Genomic DNA, 20016 nt, shown 5'->3' on the forward strand with positions numbered 1-20016 from the left:
CAACCCGTTCAATCCAAACAAAACATGCTCATCCAAGAACACCAGCCCAACCATCCCTGCCATATCGAGCACTACCAGCCCGGCGAGCTGCACATCAACGGCCAAATCCACCGCCAAGCCGTGCTGCTCGACGGCAGCGGCAGCGTGCAGCCCCTATCCCTCGCCTCTCCCGCCGAACTGCAAGCCGCCGACCTCGCCCGCGCCGCCCAATCCCAGCCCGAAGTCATCCTCATCGGCACCGGCGAGCGCCAGCAGTTTATCCACCCGCGCATCATGGCCGCCGCAGCCGGCATCGGCGTGGAATGCATGCACACCGCCGCCGCCGTGTGCACTTATCTGCTGCTGCAAAGCGAAGGCCGCCGCGTGTGGGCGTGGCTGTGGGTGTAGCGCGCGTTCAGAGCGCAAGCTTCAGCCCGCCCCTTTACCCGACGTTCCCGCCTGCCCTCAAGCAAAAGGCTACCTGAAAACGATGTCTTGCGAAGCAAGGCTGAGTTTCTGCGAAGCTAAAGCGAAGCTTCAACGAAGTTAAAATTGAGCTTTGCCAATCTCTGCAAACTCAATTTTCAGGTAGCTTCATAGCACGATATCTTCATGGCGCAAACAGCCTGCCTGCAAGCCAATCATCAATCCGGTTAAACTCTTTTCGGCGAAAGCAAAAATTTTCAGGTAACCTCCCCTCCGCCAAGGCTACCTGAAACCGGCCACTATTTTTCAGGTAGCCTTCACACCCCCGCCTCCGGCAGCCACCCGTTTGCCGCAAACGACACCGCCCGGTTGCCCGCCACGATGAAATGGTCCAGCAGACGCACGTCCAGCAGCGCGAGCGCCTGCTGCAAACGCCGCGTAAACGCCAAATCCGCCGCCGAAGGCTCGGCCGAGCCGCCCGGGTGGTTGTGCGCGATAATCAGCGCCGCCGCGTGGTGCTGCAAAGCCAGCTGCGCCACCTCGCGAACATACACCGTATTCTCCGCCACCGTGCCGCGCGACAGCTCCTGCAAGGCAATCAGCCGGTGGCTGCTGTTGAGCAAAAGCGCCACGCTCACCTCCACCGGCTCGTGCCCCAGCTGCAACACCAAATAATCCGCCACCGCCTCGGGCGAAGTAAACGCCGGCGTTTCGCGCATTTCCTCCGCCAAAAGCCGTCGCCCGATTTCGCGCACCACGGCAAACTGGCAAAACGCCGCCTCGCCCATGCCCTTGTGCCGCGTGAGCTCCTTAGCCGGCGCGGAAAACAGCCGGTTGAGCGAGCCGAATTCCTGCAACAGATAGCGCGCCAAATCCACCGCGCTCATGCCCTGCGTGCCCACCCGCAGCAAAATCGCCAGCAGCTCCGCATCGCTCAGTGCGCCCGCGCCACGTTGCAGCAGTTTCTCGCGCGGCCGCTCGTTTTCCGGCCAATGTTTGATGCCCACAATCACTCCTCCCGCATAAAAATCAAATTGTTGCCCAATCGTTTAAAACCAAATTATACAGGCCGCCCGCCCGTCTGCGGCAAATGCCCCGCCTGCCCGACGCGCCGCCCGGCAAATTTAACATTGCCCGCACCCTTCACAAATTTGACCTGAATCATAAAAAAATTTTTGCCTATCCATAGCTTACGTAAAAAGATTGGAAAAAGCCGCCGCAAAGGGCTACAATCTGCCACCTTTTTTCGTTTTATAAAAAAGTCCTCAACAAAAATAATTGGAGTTAGAAAACTATGGCAACCAAAGGACAAATGCTGCAGGATCCCTTTTTGAACGCCCTGCGCAAAGAACATGTGCCGGTATCCATTTACTTGGTAAACGGCATCAAGCTACAAGGACAGGTAGAATCGTTTGACCAATACGTGGTTCTGCTGCGCAACACCTCGGTTACCCAAATGGTGTACAAACACGCGATTTCCACCATCGTTCCCGCCCGCGCCGTGAGCCTCCAGCCGCCGGCCGAGCAGAAACCCGCTGCCGAAGCCGAACAATAAACAGGCACACCCGCGCGCACTGTCTGAGCCCAGCCAGTGCGTTTTTTCGTAGCGGTGCGGCAGCGGGGCAACACGCCTCCCGCCCGCCGCCATGTTATCGAAGAGAACACACCAGATGCCCCAAACCGTCGCCCTGATCGGCGCCATGCCGCCCGAAATCGCCCTGCTCAAAGACAGCCTGCACAACCTGCGCAGCGAGCAGGCGGCCGATTTCGATATTTACTGCGGCGAATACGCCGGCAAAAATGTCGTGCTGGCCTTGAGCGGCATCGGCAAAGTCAACGCCGCGCTCAGCACCGCGTTGGTACTGCAACGGCACCAGCCCGATTTCGTCATCAACACCGGCAGCGCCGGCGGCTTGGGCGGCGGGCTGAAAGTGGGCGACGTGGTGATCGGCACGCAAACCGCGCATCACGACGTGGACGTTACCGCCTTCGGCTATGCCATTGGCCACGTGCCGCGCATGCCCGCCCGCTTCGAATCCGACCCCGCCCTGTGCGCCGCCGCCGAGCAAGCGGCATCCGCCTTCGACCATGCCGCCGTGCACCGCGGCTTAATCGTGAGCGGCGACCAATTCGTGCACAGCAGCGAATCCGTGGCCGAAGTGCGCCGCCATTTTGCCGACGTGCAGGCGGTGGAAATGGAAGCCGCCGCCATCGCGCAGAGCTGCCACCGCTTCGGCGTGCCCTTTGTGGTGATCCGCGCCATCTCCGATTTGGCCGACGAAGAAGCCGAAAGCAGCTTTGAAACCTTTTTGAAAACCGCCTCCGTACATTCGGCCAAAATGGTGCTGCAACTGATTGAAGCGCTCTGAGGCTACCTGAAAGCGAAACTTCAACGCAGTTAAAACGGGCAAGGCAGAATTTCTGTGCAGCCAAGGCACAGTTTCAACACCATGAAAACCCTCTGCCAACTTCCGCGCGTGCAATCTGGCCGCGCCACCGCGAAAGCATTAAAATCCGGCCTAGCCGGCAGTTAGGGAACACAAGGGATGCTGTCCGAACCAAAGGCTACCTGAAAAAATGCTTGAGCACAGCCAAGGCAAAATTCCTGTAAAACAAAAAGCCCAACCCCATTTTCAGGTAGCCTTTCACCGCCGTCAGGCTACCTGAAAATTTCCACGCACCGAACACACCATGAGCACCCCGTTCTACAGCCAAGCCGCGCACTGGCTGCTTCAGAAATAAAATCAGAATCTTATTGTTTACCTACCCAAGTTGAAAACATCATGAACCTATCCCACATCCTCAACCGCGAAGCCGAACAGGCCTTTGCCGCCGCCGGCATCGAAGGCGCGCCGGTGGTGTTGCAGCCGGCCAAAAACCCCGAATTCGGCGATTTCCAAATCAACGGCGTGATGGGCGCCGCCAAACAGCGCAAGCAAAACCCGCGCGAGCTGGCGCAGAAAGTGGCCGACGCGCTCGCCGGCAGCAGCGTGCTCGCCTCCGCCGAAGTGGCCGGCCCCGGCTTCATCAACCTGCGCCTGAGCCCGCAATTTCTGGCCGATCAGGTGCACGGCGCCCTGCAAAGCAGCCGCCTGAACGTGGCGCAGGCCGCCGCACCGCAAACCGTGGTCATCGACTATTCCTCGCCCAATCTGGCCAAAGAAATGCACGTCGGCCACCTGCGCTCCAGCATCATCGGCGACAGCATCGCCCGCGTGTTGCGCCACTTGGGCCACACCGTGATCGCGCAAAACCATGTGGGCGACTGGGGCACCCAGTTCGGCATGTTGGTGGCCTATCTGGTGGAGCAGCAGGCGCAAAACGAGCATTTCGAGCTGGCCGATTTGGAGCAGTTCTACCGCAACGCCAAAGTGCGTTTCGACGAAGACCCTGCCTTTGCCGACACCGCGCGCGAATACGTGGTGAAACTGCAAGGTGGCGACGAAGCCGTACTCGCCCTGTGGCGGCAGTTTGTGGCCATGTCGCTCAAACACGCGCAAAACGTGTACGACCGCCTGGGCGTGCTGCTCAAGCCTGAAGACGTGGCCGGCGAGTCCAAATACAACAACGACTTGCAGCCCGTGGTGGACGAGCTCCTCGCCAGCGGCCTGGCCGTGGACGACGGCGGCACCAAAGTGGTGTTCCTCGACGAATTCAAAAACAAAGACGGCGACCCCGCCGCCTTCATCATCCAAAAACAAGGCGGCGGCTTCCTTTATGCCACCACCGACCTGGCTTGCGTCCGCTACCGCGTGCGCCAGCTTAAAGCAGACCGCATCATCTACGTGGTCGATACCCGCCAAAGCCTGCACTTCGCCCAGCTTTTTGCCGCCTCGCGCAAAGCCGGCTGGCTACCTGAAAACGTGCAGGCCGAATTCATCGGCTTCGGCACCATGATGGGCAAAGACGGCAAGCCCTTTAAAACCCGCAGCGGCGACACCGTGAAGCTGGTTGAGCTGCTCGACGAGGCCGTGGAGCGCGCCACCGCCCTGGTGCAAGAGAAAAACCCCGAGCTAGACGGCCAAACCGCCGCCCGAATCGCCCGCGCCGTGGGCATCGGTGCCGTGAAATATGCCGACCTGAGCAAAAACCGCACCAGCGACTACATCTTCGACTGGGACAACATGCTCTCCTTCGAAGGCAACACCGCCCCCTACCTGCAATACGCCTACACCCGCGTGCAGAGCGTGCTGAAAAAAGCCGGCCAGTGGGACGCCGCCGCCCAGCCTGTGCTCACCGAGCCCCTCGAATGCCAGCTCGCCGCCGAGCTTTTGAAGTTTGAAGACGTGCTGCAAACCGTGGCCGACAGCGCCTACCCGCACTACCTCGCCGCCTACCTCTACCAGGTGGCCAGCCTCTTCTCCCGCTTCTATGAAGCCTGCCCCATCCTCAAAGCCGAAGGCAGCGCCCGCAACACCCGCCTGCAGCTCGCCGCCCTCACCGGCCAAACCCTGCAAACCGGCCTCGGCCTCCTGGGCATCGACACGCTGGAAGTGATGTAACCACTCCTCCGGCAAGCAAAAAGGCTACCTGAAAAATATGCCCACGCTCCCCCGCCCCGCCAAACCACATCCTCCCGCCCCGCCTGTGCTATGATTCGCCCCCTCATCCACACACACCCCTCCCCCGCCATGACCACCCTGCAAAACGACACCTTCCTGCGCGCCCTCGCCAAACAGCCCGTTGCCCACACCCCCGTGTGGCTCATGCGCCAAGCCGGGCGCTACCTGCCCGAATACCGCGCCGTGCGCGCCCGAGCCGGCGGCTTTCTCGATTTGTGCAAAAACACCGAGCTCGCTACCGAAGTCACCCTCCAGCCCATCGACCGCTTCGGCCTCGACGCCGCCATCCTCTTTTCCGACATCCTCACCATCCCCGACGCCATGGGCCTCGGCCTCTACTTTGCCGAAGGCGAAGGCCCCAAATTCACCCGCCCGCTGCAAAGCGAAGCCGACATTGCCGCCCTGGAAGTGCCCGACATGGCCAAACTGCGCTACGTGTTCGACGCCGTTGCCTCCATCCGCCGCGCGCTCAACGGCCGCGTGCCCCTCATCGGCTTTTCCGGCAGCCCCTTCATCCTCGCCTGCTACATGGTGGAAGGCAGCGGCAGCAAAGAATTCCGCCAAATCAAAACCCTGCTCTACCGCCGCCCCGAGCTGCTGCACCGCATCCTCAGCACCACCGCCCGCGCCGTAACCGCCTACCTCAACGAACAAATCGCCGCCGGCGCGCAAGCCGTGCAGATTTTCGACACCTGGGGCGGCCTGCTTTCCGATGCCGCCTTCGCCGAATTCAGCCTTGCCTACATGCGCCAAATCATCGGCGGCCTCACCCGCGAAAGCCAAGGCCGGCGCGTGCCCGTGATCGTGTTCACCAAAGGCGGCGGCCAGTGGCTCGAGCTTTTGGCCGACAGCGGCGCCGACGCGCTCGGCTTGGATTGGACGGCAAACATCGGCCAAGCGCGCCAACGCGTGGGGCACAAAGTGGCGCTGCAAGGCAACCTCGACCCCGCCGCCCTGTTCGGCACGCCCGACTCCATCCGCGCCGAAGTGCGCCGCATCCTGCAAAGCTACGGCGCGGGCAGCGGCCACGTGTTCAACCTCGGCCACGGCATCAGCCAGCACACCGACCCGGAAAACGTGCAAGCCCTGGTGGCCGCCGTGCACGAATTTTCCGCGCAACAGGCGGGCTGATTTTTCAGGTAGCCTCTCCGCAGCAAAAGGCTACCTGAAAACTTTTCCGCCAAAGCAAACGGCCTGAAACCCATGCAACGGGTTTTCAGGCCGTATCTTTTTCAGGTAGCCTCCCCGTGCTGCAGGCTACCTGAAAACAGGCTGGCCGAAAGCGAAACTTCAGCGCCGGATAAAATAGCGAACAGCCGAACCCATCGCACGGATTCGGCTGTTTCTTTTTCAGCTAGCCTGCTGCTATTTCCCTGCAAACTCGGGCAGTTTGGCGGCAATCAGCTTTGGCGCAAATTCGCGGATTTCGTATTGAGCGAAATCGGGGTAGTAGCAGTCTTCTTCCAAAATCGCCTGCAATTCTGCGCGGCTGTCGGTGTGGGCGAAAATCACGCCGGCGTTTTCGGCATCGGTGTAGGGGCCGAGCATGAGGAATTTGCCGGCTTGGAAGTGTTTTTTGAACCACTCGGCGTGTTCGGCGAACATTGTTTCATGCTTCTCGGCGGGCAGGCCGGCATTGACGGTGATGTTGATGATGTACATGGTTTTTCCTTTTGAATAAACGGGTTTCGGTAAAAAAGTTTCCTGGGAGGGCTACCTGAAAAGTTTTCAGGTAGCCTGTTGCCGTATTAGGTGGCGATTTCTTTGATTTTGGCGATTAGGCGCTCGGCGTGTTGGCGGGCTTCCTGCTTTTGGGCGTTCACGGCTGCTTCGTTATCACGCGAAATGTAGCCGATGCCGCAGGTGTAGATGGCGCCTTGGTAGTTGAGATTGCACAGGGCGGCGGTGGTTTCAAACTGGGGCAGGTAGTCTTCCACGGTGTGTTGGAAGAAGCCGTCGCGCTGATACGCCGCGGCCGGGGCGCCGGTGGTGAAGGAGACAATCAGCTTTTTGCCGGCCAGCTTGGCGCCTTCCCCGTGGGCGAAGCCGAATACGAACACTTCGTCTATCCACAGCTTCATCAGGCCGGGCACGGAATACCAGGAGAAGGGGAATTGCAGCACAATCACGTCGGCCTGAAGCAGCGCGGACTGTTCGGCTTCGATGTTGAAACGGCGCTCGGGATACAGCGCGTCGAGCTTGCGGATTTCGGCATTGGGCAGGGCTTTGGCCGCTTCAGCCAAAATTTCGGCGTTAGCAATGGAATTTTGCAAATCGGGATGACCGGATACGATAAGAATGTTTTGCATGGTTATGATTTCCTTGTGTTGTGAAACGGGATGGGCGAATGATAGGGCTTGGGCAGCCATCAGGGAAATCGTGATTTGGTATGGGCAATATCACGCTTGTTGATAATGCTCGCAGCAAACAGCCACGAAAAAGGCTACCTGAAAACCGGCGGGCGGTTTCAGGCAGCCTTTTTTCAGGTAGCCGCTACAGCGTGGCGATGTCGATGACGAAGCGATACTTCACGTCGCTTTTCAGCATCCGCTCGTAGGCGGTGTTGATATCGGCCATGTTGATCATTTCCACGTCGGCGGTGATGTTGTGCTCGCCGCAGAAGTCCAGCAGTTCCTGCGTTTCCTTGATGCCGCCGATGACGGAACCGGCGACGGCGCGGCGGCCGAGGATCATCGGCACGGTGTTGAGCGGCGGGGTGACTTCGCCGAGCAGGCCGACGTACACCAGGGTGCCGTCGAGTTTCAGCGTCGGCATGTAGGGGTTGACGTCGTGCGCGTAGGGCACGGTGTCGATGATGAGGTCAAACTGGTTCGCCACGCTTTTCATCTGCGCGTCGTCGGTGGAGATGACGACGTTGTGCGCGCCGAGGCGTTTGGCGTCTGCCGTTTTGCCCGGGCTGCGCGAGAAGAGGGTAACGTCCGCGCCGAGGGCGTGCGCGAGTTTGATCGCCATGTGGCCGAGGCCGCCGAGGCCGATGACGGCGACTTTGCTGCCTTTGCCGGCTTTCCAGTGGCGCAGCGGCGACCAGGTGGTGATGCCGGCGCAGAGGATGGGCGGCACGGCTTTGGCGTCGAGGTTTTCCGGCACTTTCAGCACGAAGGCGTCGCTGACGGTGATGGTTTTGGCGTAGCCGCCGTAGGTGGGCTGGCCATCGTGTTTGTCGATGCCGTTGTAGGTGCCGACGAAGCCGTTTTCGCAGTATTGTTCGAGGTCGTGTTTGCAGGGTTCGCAGTGGCGGCAGGAATCGACAAGGCAGCCGACGCCGACGAGGTCGCCCGCTTTGTATTTGCTGACGTTCGCGCCGACGCTGCGCACACGGCCGACGATTTCGTGGCCGGGGACGACGGGATAAATCGTGCCGCCCCAGTCGTTGCGGGCGGTGTGCAGGTCGCTGTGGCAGACGCCGGTGTAGAGGATGTCGATGACAACGTCATCGGCGCGCGGGGCACGGTATTCAAAGGTGAAGGGCACGAGCGGGCTGGTGGCGCTGTGGGCGGCGTAGGCCTTGATGGTTTCGGTCATGATGGGTCTCCTGTTTGAGAGGTGGAACGGATTAGCAGGAATGGCGGCAAGAAAGGCTATAGCTGACTCACTATCAATCGATACAAGGCAGCAAGCCGCAGATAGTACAAGTAGTACAGCAAGGCGAGCTAACGCTGTAGCGATTTAAAAGGGAGTTAGCTATACCTGAAAAGTATGCCGCCAGAAGGGGAATGCCATGCCGCATTGTAACCGCCCTGCCCACTTCTGATTACCCCCTGTTTGCCGCATGGCCTGGTGAACGGGATTCATCAATTGGCAGCGGGCGCGGCGGGATGGTTTTTCAGGTAGCCTTTCGGGCTTCATTACAGGCTACCTGAAAAATGTTTGGCTGCGACAAAGTTCACATGGTTTTACTTCACGGCTGCTCAAACCGCAGCCCGCCCTTGTTCATCAGCAGTGCGGGCGTGATGGCGACGGCTTCCTTGTTGGCCGCCATATCCGCCGTGCGCGTCAGATAATCCTGGAAATGCGGGGTTTGGCGGTGGGCTTGGTAGGCGGCTTCGCTTTCGTAAATCTCGTAGAAATACCAGCGGCTTGGGTTGCCCTGCTCGGTGGCGGCATACATTGCCAGCACGCCGCGCTCGACTTTGAGCGACTGTGCCATTTCCGGCAGGACGATGTTTTTGAAGGCGTGGGCGTGTTCGGGTTTTACGTCCACGATAACCAAGTTGTTGATGGTGCGGGCGGTTTGTCGCACGCGTTTGTCGCCGAGAAACTGCGGCTCGACGCTGATTTTGCGTTTGTGGTCGGTCAGGATTTCAGGGGATTTTTGCAGAAAGTTTTTGTATTGCGGCGATTGGGTGTGGACTTGGTAGGCGGCTTCGTCGGCATAAATTTCAATCATATACGCGATTTCGGGGTTGTCCGCGCGTTTGGCGGAATACATGGCGAGCGTGCCTTTTTCGCCGCGTATGGAGGTGGTGATGTTGTTTCTGCCCACTTCGTCATAGGCGGCGGTTTGCCCGTTTTGTATGCCGAGCTCAAAAATATTGAAGACGGGGGCGGCTTGGGCGGACAGGGACAGGGCGGCCACGGCGGCGGCGAGATATTTTTTCATGATGCGTTTCCTTGGTTCGGCGCGTTGGATGAACGGTTTCAGGCTGCCTGAAAAACGGCAGGTCGGGCATTGATGCCTGACGTTTGCGGTTGCTATCGGTATTTTCAGGCAGCCTGAAATGGGGTTAAAGGCTACCTGAAAAATATACGCGCCTACGCCTGCCCTTCCCAGCCGCCGCGTGTATCCACGCCGGTTTCTTGTGCCAAGCATTCGAGTTCGGCGACTTGTTCGGCGGTCAGTACGATTTTGGCGGCTGCGGCGGCATCGCTGACGTGGTGGGGTTTGGTTGCGCCAATCAGCGGCAGCGTGCCTTTGGCAATCGCCCATGCAATCGCCACTTGTGCGGCGGATGCACCCAGCGGTTTGCCGATTTGTGCCATCGCGTCGGTCAGTTTTTGCAATTGCGGCAACACTTTATTGTAGGCTTCGGCGCGGCGGCTGCCTTCGGGCAGCGGGTTTTGTGCGTTGTAGCGGCCGCTTAATGCACCCTGTTCCAGCACCATGTAGGCGAAAAAGTCGATGCCGTGTTCGCGGCAGTAGTCCAGCGTGCCGTCGTCTATGGAATTGCGGTAGAGCAGGCTGAAATGGTTTTGCACCGCACTCAGTTTCAAGCCTTCTGCGGCAAGGATTTCCACCACGCGTTTGATTTGGTCGAGGTTGTGGTTGGATACGCCGACGGCTTTGACTTTGCCGCTTTTGAGCGCAGGGATGAGGTACGGTGTCCAGCGTTCCACGTCCAGCGAATTGTGTATCCAGTAGAGATCGATTTCATCAACGCCCAAGCGTTGCAGGCTGCCTTCCAGCATGGATGTGAACGGGTCGGCGGCGTTTTCGTCGGCAAGGTTGGGGGTGAATTTGGTGGACAGAATCACGCTGCCTTTGGGCTGACTGCGGACGAATTTGCCCAGCTCTTTTTCAGAATCACCCAAGCCGTAAGCATAGGCGGTGTCCCACAGATTCAGCCCCGCTTGCATGGCGGTATCGAACACTTCTTGCATCTGCGCTTCGGTGAGCGTCTGTCCGAACACGGCATCGCCGCCGAATGTGCCGACGCCCCAAGACCAGGTGCCGAGTGCGATTTTGGGATAGTTTTTCATGGTGTAACTCCTTGTTATCTTGTTGGGGAAAGGAATGGGCTGCGGCTGTTTCCTGCTTCGCCAAAACCGATACTTCGGCCAGCCCGAGAAGATGACAGGCATAATACGGCGGCGGCCATAATAAGAGAAATGACGATTTGATATAGCAGGTATCACGCGGCGTGATAATAAAGAGGCTACCTGAAAACAAGCTTGCGAATTTCTGCAAAGCTAAAATTTTCAGGTAGCCTTTTTCAGGTAGCCCCATCCTTGCCCGGGCTATTCTCCGGCGCGCGCCAAAGCTTCGCCCAGCCCGGTGTGCCGGCTGTTTTTGCGCCGCACGGCCTCTTCCAGCGCAGCCGTGCCGCCGGCATAGCCGAAGCGCTCGCGGGCGCGGGTGACGGCGGTGTAGAGCAGCGTGCGGTCGAACAGGGCCGATTCGCCCGCATCGCCCAATAGCCACACTTCTTCATATTCCGAGCCCTGGCTTTTGTGCACCGTCATGGCGAAGGCAGTGTCGTGTGCGGGCAGGCAGCTCAGCGCCACGGCACGGAAACCGCCCGCGTCGGGGAAGAAGGCGGCCAGCCCGTCGCCCTGCGGCAGCACGATGCCGATGTCGCCGTTAAACACCTTCACCGCATAATCGTTTTCCGCCACCATCAGCACCTGCCCGGCAAACCAACCCTGCGCCGCCGCCCTGCCCTCGGCCGCCAGCAGGCGCAGGTATTCGCGGTTGAACTGCGCCGCCTGCTCGCGCCGCGCCGCCAGCACCACCAGCCGCTGCTGCTCGGCAAAGCAGGCCGCCGCATCGCCGCCCGCCACCGCCTGCCAATAATCGGCATGCCGCTTGGCAAACGCACGCGCCAAGTCGGCCGGATTTTCAGGTAGCCTCAGCAGCTCTGCGGGGAAACGTTCAAACGCCGCCACGGGGCCTTCGGCATTGCCCGCCACCACCGCCTGCGCCAATGCGCCCACGCCGCGCTGCGGGTCGAAGCGGTGGCTGCGCTCCAGCCGCACCACATTGCCGGCCAAGGGCGGCGGGCTGTCGTTTGCAGCGAAGGGCACGCTGCCACCGAGCCAATCGGCCAGCTGCGAGGCTTGGGCGGCAGTGAGCACGGTGGGCTGCGCCAGCACGGGCAGCACCGCGCCGATGCCCACCGGCGGCAGCTGGTTTTCGTCGCCCAGCAGAATCAGCCGGCCATGCTCCGGCACGGCGCACAATAATTGGTGCAGCAGCGGCAAATCCAGCATCGAGGCTTCGTCGGCCACGATGATGTCGAAGGGCAGCGGCTGTTCGCGGTTAAACTGCGGACGGCCGTTGCTACCGCCCAGGCGCAGCAGGCGGTGGACAGTTTGTCCTTCCAGCGCAGCAAGGTGCTGCGCCACGGCTTCGTTGCCCGTTTCAAACGACCTCAGGGCGCGGTGTAGCGAGCGGGTGAGGTGCGCGGCGGCCTTGCCGGTGGGCGCAGTGAGTGCGATGCGCGGCAAATGCTCGGCATCGTGACACAACAGGGCTAAGAGCCGCGCCACGGTGGTGGTTTTGCCCGTGCCCGGCCCGCCGTTTACCAGCATCAGCGGCTGCAACACCGCCAGCGCAGCCGCCAGCCGCTGCCCGTCGTAGCCCGCATCGGGAAACCAGTCCTGCAAGCGCTGCCGCAGCCAGGCGTTTTCAGGTAGCCCCACCTGTCCGCGGGCAATGCGTTTGAGCTCGGCAGCCACATCCTGCTCCAGCGCAAACAGCCGCCCGCTAAACAGCTTGCGCCCGCGCAACACCAGCGGCGTGAAGCCCTCGCCATCGCCCACAATCGGCGCGGCTTGGCGCAGCTCGGCTGCCTGCTGCGGCGTGAGCGTGATGTAGCTGTGGCCGCCCTCTTGCGCGGCAAACAATTCGGCCAGCAGCGGCAATACGGGCGCGGCGGCCTGCGGCGCGAGGCGTTGCAATACTTCGGCAGCAGCCTGTGCGGCCAGAAACGGGGTTTCGGAGCTCATGTTTTCAGGTAGCCTTTTGGATTTGCTAGGGCGTTATTATATAAGCAGGAAATCGCAAATACACGCGCCGGCCTAATTTAGACAAAAAGTATAAATATTGTTAACTTAACTCTTTTAGCAACTTTTATTTCCTCCATCCTTGCAATTTTTAGACATTCTGTGCATAATGCGCAAAAAACAACCCATCGGAACGCAAACATGAGCGCACAAACCCTCTACGACAAACTCTGGAACAGCCATATTGTCCACGAAGAAGAAGACGGCACCGTCCTTCTCTATATCGACCGCCATCTGGTGCACGAAGTCACCAGCCCGCAGGCGTTTGAAGGCCTGAAAATGGCCGGCCGCAAGCTGTGGCGCATCGACAGCGTGGTCTCCACTGCCGACCACAACACGCCCACCGACCATTGGGACGAAGGCATCAAAGACCCGATTTCCAAGCTGCAAGTGGACACTTTGGACAAAAACATTAAAGAATTCGGCGCGCTGGCCTACTTCCCGTTTATGGACAAAGGCCAGGGCATTGTGCATGTGATGGGGCCCGAACAGGGGGCGACGCTGCCCGGCATGACCGTAGTTTGCGGCGACTCGCACACCAGCACCCACGGCGCGTTCGGCGCGCTGGCGCACGGCATCGGCACATCCGAAGTGGAGCACACCATGGCCACCCAGTGCATCACCGCCAAAAAGTCTAAATCTATGCTGATTGAAGTTTCAGGTAGCCTCAAACCGGGCGTAACCGCCAAAGACATCGCGCTGTATATCATCGGCCAAATCGGCACGGCGGGCGGCACGGGCTATGCCATCGAGTTCAGCGGCGAAACCATCCGCAGTCTGAGCATGGAAGGCCGCATGACCCTGTGCAACATGGCGATTGAAGCGGGTGCGCGCAGCGGCTTGGTGGCGGTGGACGACACCACAATCAACTACATCCAAGGCCGCCCGCTCGCCCCCAAAGGCAAAGATTGGGACAAAGCCGTGGCCTACTGGCGCACGCTGGTGTCCGACCAAGGCGCGAAATTCGACAAAACGTACACTTTCCGCGCCGAAGACATCGAGCCGCAGGTAACGTGGGGCACGTCGCCCGAAATGGTGCTGAGCGTGGACGGCAAAGTGCCGAACCCCGCCGACGAAGCCGACGCAGTGAAACGCGCGGGTATGGAACGCGCCTTGGAATACATGGGCTTGGCCGCCGGTACACCGCTGAACGAAATCCCCGTGGACGTGGTGTTCATCGGCTCGTGCACCAATAGCCGCATCGAAGATTTGCGCGAAGCCGCCGCCGTGGTCAAAGGCCGCAAAAAGGCCGACAACGTGAACCGCGTGCTGGTGGTGCCCGGCTCCGGCTTGGTGAAAGAGCAAGCGGAAAAAGAAGGCTTGGACAAAATCTTCACCGACGCAGGCTTTGAATGGCGCGAACCGGGCTGCTCAATGTGTCTGGCCATGAACGCCGACCGTCTCGCGCCGAAAGAACGCTGCGCCTCCACATCGAACCGCAATTTTGAAGGGCGGCAGGGCAACGGCGGCAGGACGCATCTGGTCAGCCCCGCCATGGCGGCAGCGGCGGCGGTGGCCGGGCATTTTGTGGACGGGCGGCAGCTGGCCTGATGGTTTTTCAGGTAGCCTCTACTCCGCCCCAAGGCTACCTGAAAAAGTTAAAATACCCACTCCAAGCAACCACACAACAGATTAAACCCATGAAACCCCTCAAAACCACCCTCCTCCTCGCCGCCCTCTGCCCCGCCCTGGCCGCCGCCGAACCCGTGGCCGCGCCCACGCCCGAGCAGTGCCGCACCGTGCTGAGCGAATTCGCCATGTTTGAAGCCTTCATCGCCGCCTGCCCGCGCATCGCCCGCGCCGAAATTGACACCCGCACCCGCCTGAACAACATCTACGAAGGCTTCGCCCGCTACGGCGAATGCGGCAAACAAATCGAAAGCGAGCCCGTGGCCTCCATGCTGCGCGAACACCCCGCCATCCGCCTACTCGGCCAAGACGGCAAACGCCGCCCCAGCCGCGCCGAAGCCGACGCCTTCTGCCGCCGCCACCGCTCCGACCTCACCCGCATCGTGCGCAAATACAATCCCGGCCGCGACCGATAAGCCGATTCCCCATTTAAAGGCTACCTGAAAATCAGGCCGGGCAAAGCCCAAGCCGGTTTCAACAAAACAAAAGTAAAATCCGATAAATTCCGGTCAAACCAGCCGCCCGCGCCGCCGTTTTGGCCGATAATGCAGCCGCACGAGCCATCGTGCACATTTCAATTCTTAAACCCTAAGGAGCTGAAAACATGAAACAACTTATCATCCTCGCCATTGCCGCCATCGGCCTCTCCGCCTGTTCCAGCACTTGGCACGGCGTAAAAGCAGACACCGCCAACAACATCGACCACACCCGCGAAGCCGTGCGCAAAGGCAGCAACGCCGTCGGCCGCGGCATTTCCCACGTGGGCGAAAAAATCGAAAACGCCACCGAATAAACCAGCGCACACAGGCAGCTCCGCGCTGCCTGTTTTATCCGCCAGATTAAATACAACACATTGAAGATAAAAAGTTATACCCATTCCGCTGCCCACCCGTTTTTCAGGTAGCCTCCACCCCGCCACGAAAACCACCGCCATGAAATCCTTCACCCAGCTCACTGCCATCGTTGCCCCGCTCGACCGCGTAAACGTCGATACCGACGCCATCATCCCCAAACAGTTTTTAAAATCCATCAAACGCTCCGGCTTCGGCCCCAACGCCTTCGACGAATGGCGCTACCTCGACCACGGCGAGCCCGGCATGGATAACAGCAAACGCCCGCTCAACCCCGATTTCTCGCTCAACCAGCCGCGCTACCAAGGCGCGCAAATCCTGCTCACCCGCAAAAACTTCGGCTGCGGCTCATCGCGCGAACACGCCCCCTGGGCGCTCGACGACTACGGTTTCCGCGCCGTGATCGCCCCCAGCTTCGCCGACATCTTCTTCAACAACTGCTACAAAAACGGCCTCCTGCCCATCGTGCTGACCGAAGAACAGGTGGAGCAGCTCTTCCAAGAAACCTATGCCACCGAAGGCTACCGGTTAAACATTGATTTGGCGCAGCAAACCGTTACTACTCCCGGCGGCAGCGTGTTCAAATTCGACATCACCGAACACCGCAAACACTGCCTGCTCAACGGTTTGGACGAAATCGGCCTCACCCTGCAACACGCCGACGAAATCCACGCCTTCGAAGCCCAACGCCGCCAAAGCCAGCCCTGGCTGTTTCACAGCTAAAACCAAGGCTACCTGAAAACGATGTTTCCGTAGGAAGCTGAGTTTCTGCGAAGCTAAAAATGATTTCCACCGCGCAGCAACTGGCATTTTCAGGTAGCCTCACATTCCCAAATTCCATACACCAAACACGGAAACCCATGAAACCCGCCCTCCTCCTCACCGCCCTGCTCCCCCTCCTCGCCCTGCCTGTCCAAGCCGACATCATCAGCAGCAAAGACCAGGCCGTCAAACGCGTGTCCGCCTCCGTTGCCCGCCACCGGCTCACCAGCCTCCAGCCCGAGTGCCTGCTGTTCATCACCACCGAAACCGCCAAAGGCTACACCGTAGACGTACACGAAGAACACAACGCCCGCTGCGGCGGCGACCCGCACACCGCCCCCCGCCTGTTTAGCTACGAAATCGACAAAGCCAGCGGCAATATGCGCGTGGACGACCCCGTGAGCGGCGAAACCCGCGCCATCGACTAAACCCTTGTAGGCTACCTGAAAGCGATGTCTTGCGGAGCAAGGCTGAGTTTCTGCGAAGCAAAAACCGCCTTCCGTTTTTCAGGTAGCCTTCATTTAGGAAACCCCATGCGCCTGTGGCACCAAACCCTCATCCCCCAGCTTCCCCGCGCCCAACTGCTCGGCCAACACCGCGAATGCGCCGCCCTGCGCGGCCACGGCTGGGGCAAACCGCACGCCACCGTAAACTACGTTTTCGCCCACAGCCCCTATCTGCTCTATGCCTACCACGTCCTTATCATGGACGAAATGCACCGGCGCGGCTACCGGCCCGATTCCGCATGGTGCGATAAAAACCATCGCGGCAAAACCTGCCCGCCCTATCCCGACCTCGCCGAAGAACCCGTTGCCAGCCCGATTTATCCCGAACACGACGATGCCTATCTGGCCGAATGTCTGGAAAATCTGCGCAGCAAGGGGATTGAAATATCAGGATAAAGCATGAACCGAGACCAACTGGAAACCTTAATTGATGCCGCCGTCCGCGCTCCTTCCGGCCACAACACCCAGCCTTGGCATTTTGCGCAGGAGGCGGACGAAATTGTCATTTCCCCCGATTTTTCCCGCGAACTGCCCGCCGTGGACGGCGACCGCCGCGAGCTCTTCATCAGCCTCGGCTGCGCCGCCGAAAACCTGTGTTTGCAGGCATCTGTTTTGGGTTATGCCGCCGAAGTCCTTCTCGATGGAGAAAATATCCGCATCCGCCTGCACGCAACCGGCATCGCTGCCGACCCGCTTGCCGCCTATATCCGCCAACGCCAAACCAACCGTTCGATGTACAACGGCAGCACGATTCCCGAAGGCTACCTGAAAACCGCGCTGTCCACTCTGCCCGACAACGGCATCCAAATCCACCTGTTCGACCGCCAAAGTGAGGCTTTCGAGCTGCTTGCCGAAGCCGTGATGCAGGGCAATGCCGCGCAAATGTGCGACCCCGCGTTCAAAGCCGAGCTGTTGTCGTGGATACGCTTCAACAAAAAACACGCCGAACGCACCCGCGACGGCGTGAGCTATGCCGCCCTCGGCGCGCCCAACCTGCCGCGCTGGCTCAGCGAGCCGATAGTCAGGCTGATGCTCAACGCCGCAACGCAAAACAAAACCGACCGCAAAAAAATCGCCGCATCGTCCCATTTGGCACTGGTTACCAGCCCTGCCGACAACCTTGCCGATCGGGTGTCAACCGGCCGCAGCCTGCAACGCTTCCTGCTCTCCCTCACACAGCAGGGCATCGCCCACGCCTATCTCAACCAGCCCTGCGAAGTTCCCGCGCTGCGTCAGCAGTTGCAAAACGGGCTGTTCCCCAACGGCGGCGAACAGCCGCAACTGCTGCTGCGCTTGGGCTATGCCGCACCGCTGCCGTATGCCGAACGCAGGCCGCTGAAGGAAGTTTTGTCTTCCACTATTCCCAGTTAGCCCAAATTTTCAGGTAGCCTCACATGAAAACATTATCCGACCTGATCAATACTGCCGACCCCGCCTGGCCGCTGATTCAAGAGTGGCTTGCCGAAGCCGCCAATCCGGTGGAAATCCTGCCATGCGACCGAGCCGCTGCAGAAGCCGAACTGGTAAAAACCCAAGTGTCCACCCGCTCCACCATGGGCGCCGTGGTGTATGAAACCGGCGGCATCCTCATCGACCACGGCTGGCTGCGCATCCTCGGCTCGGGCAGCGCCCGCCGCCCCCGCGCCCTATTATCTGATTGCCGACGACGCCGCAGGCGGCTACTTCGCCCTCAACGGCGGCGGATTGGACGGCACCCCCGGCAACGTCTGCTATTTCGCGCCCGACACCCTCGAATGGGAAGACTGCGAACTGGGCTACACCGACTTCCTCAATTGGGCATTCAACGGCAATTTGGCCCTGTTCTACGAAAACGTGCGCTGGCCGGGCTGGCAGCAAGACGCCGCCGCGCTTGATGGCAACAGCGTCTATTCCTTCTTCCCGCCGCTGTGGTCGGCAGAAGGCGCCAATGCCAGCCAAACCACCCACCGCGCCGTGCCCATTGCCGAACACTACGCCGCCACGCTGGGCAGCCAGGCTTCCGTGTAAACCGCCCGCCGTTTTAGCCGCCCCGCCTTTTCAGGTAGCCCCACCCGCCATGCCCAAACTCCGCCAACGATTACAGCAGGAACTCGCCCAAATCGAGCCAACCCTCGCCGCAGGCTGCCTCAAGCAACACAACCTCATCATCCTCAAACAACAGCCATGATCACCGACGCCATCGCCCACGCCGCCCGCTACGCCGCGCTGCACCCCGACTTCCCCGAAGCCATCCGCCTGCTGCAAACCCTCGATTTCGCCCGCCTGCCCGACGGCCAAATTCCCTGCGCCAACCCCAACATCCGCCTGTTTCTCCAAACCGAAATCCTGCGCGCCGCCGAAGCCGCCCGGCCCGAAGCCCACCGCCTGCACATCGACATCCAAGCCCCCGTCAGCGCCGCCGAAACCTACGGCTGGATCGACAGAGGCTACCTGAAAAACAGCTCGGGCTACCACCAAGAGCGCGACATCGAATTCTTCGATTGCCCGCCCCAAAGCTGGCTCACCCTCACGCCCGGCGAATTCGCCCTCTTCTTCCCCAACGACGGCCACGCACCCCTCGTCGGCCAGCCCGGCCAGCCCCTGCGCAAAGCCCTGTTTAAAATCCGCACCGAAGAATATAGAATCGCGGTTTAGCCGCATGGCAGGCTGAATTTTTAGGTAGCCTGAACCCTAAAAGGAGCATAATAGAGATGTCGTTTTTCAAAAAACTGTTTGGCGGCCGCCAAAAATTATTAAGTTGGGTTCAATTCACCGAACTATTCGCCCAGCGCATCCGCCAAGACTGCCATGAAGAAGTGGAAATCCAGTGGGGCAACAATTTGGAAGACACCACCGTGCTGGTTACCCGCAACAACGGCCAGCTCTACCTTGGCAACCACTACGCCAATTATCTCGACGACCCCGAAGAACTGGAAGCCATCCTCGCCGCTAACATCGCCACCGTAAGGCAAATGCTCGAGCCTACCCCGCCGCTTCGCGCCGAACAGATTTTTCCCGTAATCAAAGACGCACTTTGGCTGGAAAACATACGGCAGATGCACCAGGCAAACCATCCCGATACCGATTTGGACAACGCCGTCATTTGCTACCCCATTGCCGGCGACATCGTGCTTGCCTATGTGGCAGACAGCGGAGAAACCATGCGTTTCCTCAACCAGGAAGCCATCGAAGCCATCGGCATCAACGGCCATGAAATGCTGCATCAAACCGCCATAGACAACTTATGGCAGCACATGCAGGGCAAAATCGAAATCGCCCGCATAGAAAACAGCAGCCTCAGCCAAATCATGCTTGATACCGTTTACGACGCCTCCCTGAGCTTATTGTTAGGCAGCATCCTCCCGGAAGACCCCGTGCTATCCGACAACCCCATCTTCATCCTACCCAGGCGCAACACATTAATGCTGTGCAACCCCTCCGACAGCAAAGCCGTCAAAACCTTGAAAACCGCCGCACAGCAACTGGAAGAAGAAGGCCCCTACGCAATTTCCACCCAGCTTTACCAATACCACAACGGCAAAATCAGCCTTTTCCAACCCCATTAGATTTTCAGGTAGC

22 protein-coding genes and 1 pseudogene are annotated in these 20016 nt (G+C 59.8%); 15 read left to right on the forward strand and 8 right to left on the reverse strand.

What is annotated here, in order from left to right; genetic code table 11:
- Positions 1 to 24: 24 nt before the first annotated feature.
- Positions 25 to 387 carry an Mth938-like domain-containing protein gene (locus tag A7P95_RS08405; protein ID WP_067593922.1) on the forward strand — a complete coding sequence of 121 codons (363 nt, stop codon included), beginning with the start codon at positions 25 to 27 and terminating at the stop codon, positions 385 to 387.
- 335 nt (positions 388 to 722) lie between these two features.
- Here A7P95_RS08405 and radC read toward each other — a convergent pair whose 3' ends face one another.
- Positions 723 to 1412 (reverse strand): RadC family protein, encoded by a 690-nt coding sequence (radC, locus tag A7P95_RS08410; RefSeq protein ID WP_067593925.1) that lies wholly within the window; start codon positions 1410 to 1412, stop codon positions 723 to 725.
- 53 nt (positions 1413 to 1465) lie between these two features.
- Complete coding sequence (locus tag A7P95_RS11975; protein WP_179945911.1) at positions 1466 to 1759, reverse strand: hypothetical protein; 294 nt, start codon at positions 1757 to 1759, stop codon at positions 1466 to 1468.
- On the opposite strand from A7P95_RS11975, the gene hfq reads away from it, so the two are divergent.
- The 4 genes from hfq (at position 1700) to hemE (ending at position 6098) form a co-directional block, all read left to right on the forward strand.
- Complete coding sequence (gene hfq / locus A7P95_RS08415; RefSeq protein ID WP_064090710.1) at positions 1700 to 1960, forward strand: RNA chaperone Hfq; 261 nt, start codon at positions 1700 to 1702, stop codon at positions 1958 to 1960. The genes A7P95_RS11975 and hfq overlap by 60 nt on opposite strands.
- Positions 1961 to 2075: 115 nt before the next feature.
- Positions 2076 to 2774, forward strand: coding sequence for a 5'-methylthioadenosine/adenosylhomocysteine nucleosidase (locus A7P95_RS08420; protein WP_067593928.1), 699 nt, complete (start codon positions 2076 to 2078; stop codon positions 2772 to 2774).
- A gap of 414 nt (positions 2775 to 3188) precedes the next feature.
- The gene (gene argS / locus A7P95_RS08425; RefSeq protein WP_067593931.1) at positions 3189 to 4907 is read left to right on the forward strand and encodes an arginine--tRNA ligase; all 1719 of its coding nucleotides are present in this window, start codon (positions 3189 to 3191) and stop codon (positions 4905 to 4907) included.
- A 129-nt stretch (positions 4908 to 5036) separates the two neighbouring features.
- The gene (gene hemE, locus A7P95_RS08430) at positions 5037 to 6098 is read left to right on the forward strand and encodes a uroporphyrinogen decarboxylase (protein ID WP_067593934.1); all 1062 of its coding nucleotides are present in this window, start codon (positions 5037 to 5039) and stop codon (positions 6096 to 6098) included.
- A 234-nt stretch (positions 6099 to 6332) separates the two neighbouring features.
- Here hemE and A7P95_RS08435 read toward each other — a convergent pair whose 3' ends face one another.
- From A7P95_RS08435 to recD, 6 genes are all read right to left on the reverse strand, one after another.
- Positions 6333 to 6629, reverse strand: coding sequence for a YciI family protein (locus A7P95_RS08435; RefSeq protein WP_067593937.1), 297 nt, complete (start codon positions 6627 to 6629; stop codon positions 6333 to 6335).
- An 86-nt stretch (positions 6630 to 6715) separates the two neighbouring features.
- The gene (locus A7P95_RS08440) at positions 6716 to 7276 is read right to left on the reverse strand and encodes an NAD(P)H-dependent oxidoreductase (protein ID WP_067593940.1); all 561 of its coding nucleotides are present in this window, start codon (positions 7274 to 7276) and stop codon (positions 6716 to 6718) included.
- A gap of 184 nt (positions 7277 to 7460) precedes the next feature.
- Complete coding sequence (locus A7P95_RS08445; protein WP_067593943.1) at positions 7461 to 8510, reverse strand: NAD(P)-dependent alcohol dehydrogenase; 1050 nt, start codon at positions 8508 to 8510, stop codon at positions 7461 to 7463.
- 376 nt (positions 8511 to 8886) lie between these two features.
- Entirely contained in the window at positions 8887 to 9588 is a 702-nt protein-coding gene (locus tag A7P95_RS08450; RefSeq protein WP_067593946.1) for a putative quinol monooxygenase, read from the reverse strand.
- Between the two features lie 152 nt (positions 9589 to 9740).
- Positions 9741 to 10685 (reverse strand): aldo/keto reductase, encoded by a 945-nt coding sequence (locus A7P95_RS08455; protein WP_067593949.1) that lies wholly within the window; start codon positions 10683 to 10685, stop codon positions 9741 to 9743.
- A 258-nt stretch (positions 10686 to 10943) separates the two neighbouring features.
- The gene (gene recD / locus A7P95_RS08460) at positions 10944 to 12653 is read right to left on the reverse strand and encodes an exodeoxyribonuclease V subunit alpha (RefSeq protein WP_067593951.1); all 1710 of its coding nucleotides are present in this window, start codon (positions 12651 to 12653) and stop codon (positions 10944 to 10946) included.
- 198 nt (positions 12654 to 12851) lie between these two features.
- On the opposite strand from recD, the gene leuC reads away from it, so the two are divergent.
- The 10 genes and pseudogenes from leuC to A7P95_RS08510 all read left to right on the forward strand — a co-directional run bounded on the left by leuC (position 12852) and on the right by A7P95_RS08510 (position 20003).
- Positions 12852 to 14261, forward strand: coding sequence for a 3-isopropylmalate dehydratase large subunit (gene leuC / locus A7P95_RS08465; RefSeq protein WP_067593955.1), 1410 nt, complete (start codon positions 12852 to 12854; stop codon positions 14259 to 14261).
- 89 nt (positions 14262 to 14350) lie between these two features.
- Complete coding sequence (locus tag A7P95_RS08470) at positions 14351 to 14755, forward strand: hypothetical protein (protein ID WP_067593959.1); 405 nt, start codon at positions 14351 to 14353, stop codon at positions 14753 to 14755.
- Positions 14756 to 14943: 188 nt separating this feature from the next.
- A complete protein-coding gene (locus A7P95_RS08475) occupies positions 14944 to 15132 on the forward strand; it encodes a hypothetical protein (RefSeq protein WP_067593962.1) in 189 nt (62 codons plus the stop codon).
- Between the two features lie 139 nt (positions 15133 to 15271).
- Entirely contained in the window at positions 15272 to 15913 is a 642-nt protein-coding gene (gene leuD / locus A7P95_RS08480; protein ID WP_067593964.1) for a 3-isopropylmalate dehydratase small subunit, read from the forward strand.
- A gap of 137 nt (positions 15914 to 16050) precedes the next feature.
- Positions 16051 to 16380, forward strand: coding sequence for a hypothetical protein (locus A7P95_RS08485; RefSeq protein WP_067593967.1), 330 nt, complete (start codon positions 16051 to 16053; stop codon positions 16378 to 16380).
- Positions 16381 to 16485: 105 nt separating this feature from the next.
- Positions 16486 to 16854: a TIGR02328 family protein gene (locus A7P95_RS08490; protein ID WP_067593971.1), complete on the forward strand. Its 369-nt coding sequence runs from the start codon at positions 16486 to 16488 to the stop codon at positions 16852 to 16854.
- A gap of 3 nt (positions 16855 to 16857) precedes the next feature.
- Entirely contained in the window at positions 16858 to 17829 is a 972-nt protein-coding gene (locus A7P95_RS08495; protein ID WP_067593974.1) for an Acg family FMN-binding oxidoreductase, read from the forward strand.
- A gap of 23 nt (positions 17830 to 17852) precedes the next feature.
- Positions 17853 to 18465 (forward strand): annotated as a pseudogene (locus A7P95_RS08500) (DUF2625 domain-containing protein).
- Between the two features lie 156 nt (positions 18466 to 18621).
- Entirely contained in the window at positions 18622 to 19092 is a 471-nt protein-coding gene (locus tag A7P95_RS08505; RefSeq protein WP_067593978.1) for a NanQ anomerase/TabA/YiaL family protein, read from the forward strand.
- A 56-nt stretch (positions 19093 to 19148) separates the two neighbouring features.
- Positions 19149 to 20003 carry a DUF1444 domain-containing protein gene (locus A7P95_RS08510; protein ID WP_067593981.1) on the forward strand — a complete coding sequence of 285 codons (855 nt, stop codon included), beginning with the start codon at positions 19149 to 19151 and terminating at the stop codon, positions 20001 to 20003.
- Positions 20004 to 20016: the final 13 nt, after the last annotated feature.

The sequence above is a fragment of the Eikenella longinqua genome, assembly GCF_001648355.1.
Classification (GTDB): Bacteria; Pseudomonadota; Gammaproteobacteria; order Burkholderiales; family Neisseriaceae; genus Eikenella; species Eikenella longinqua.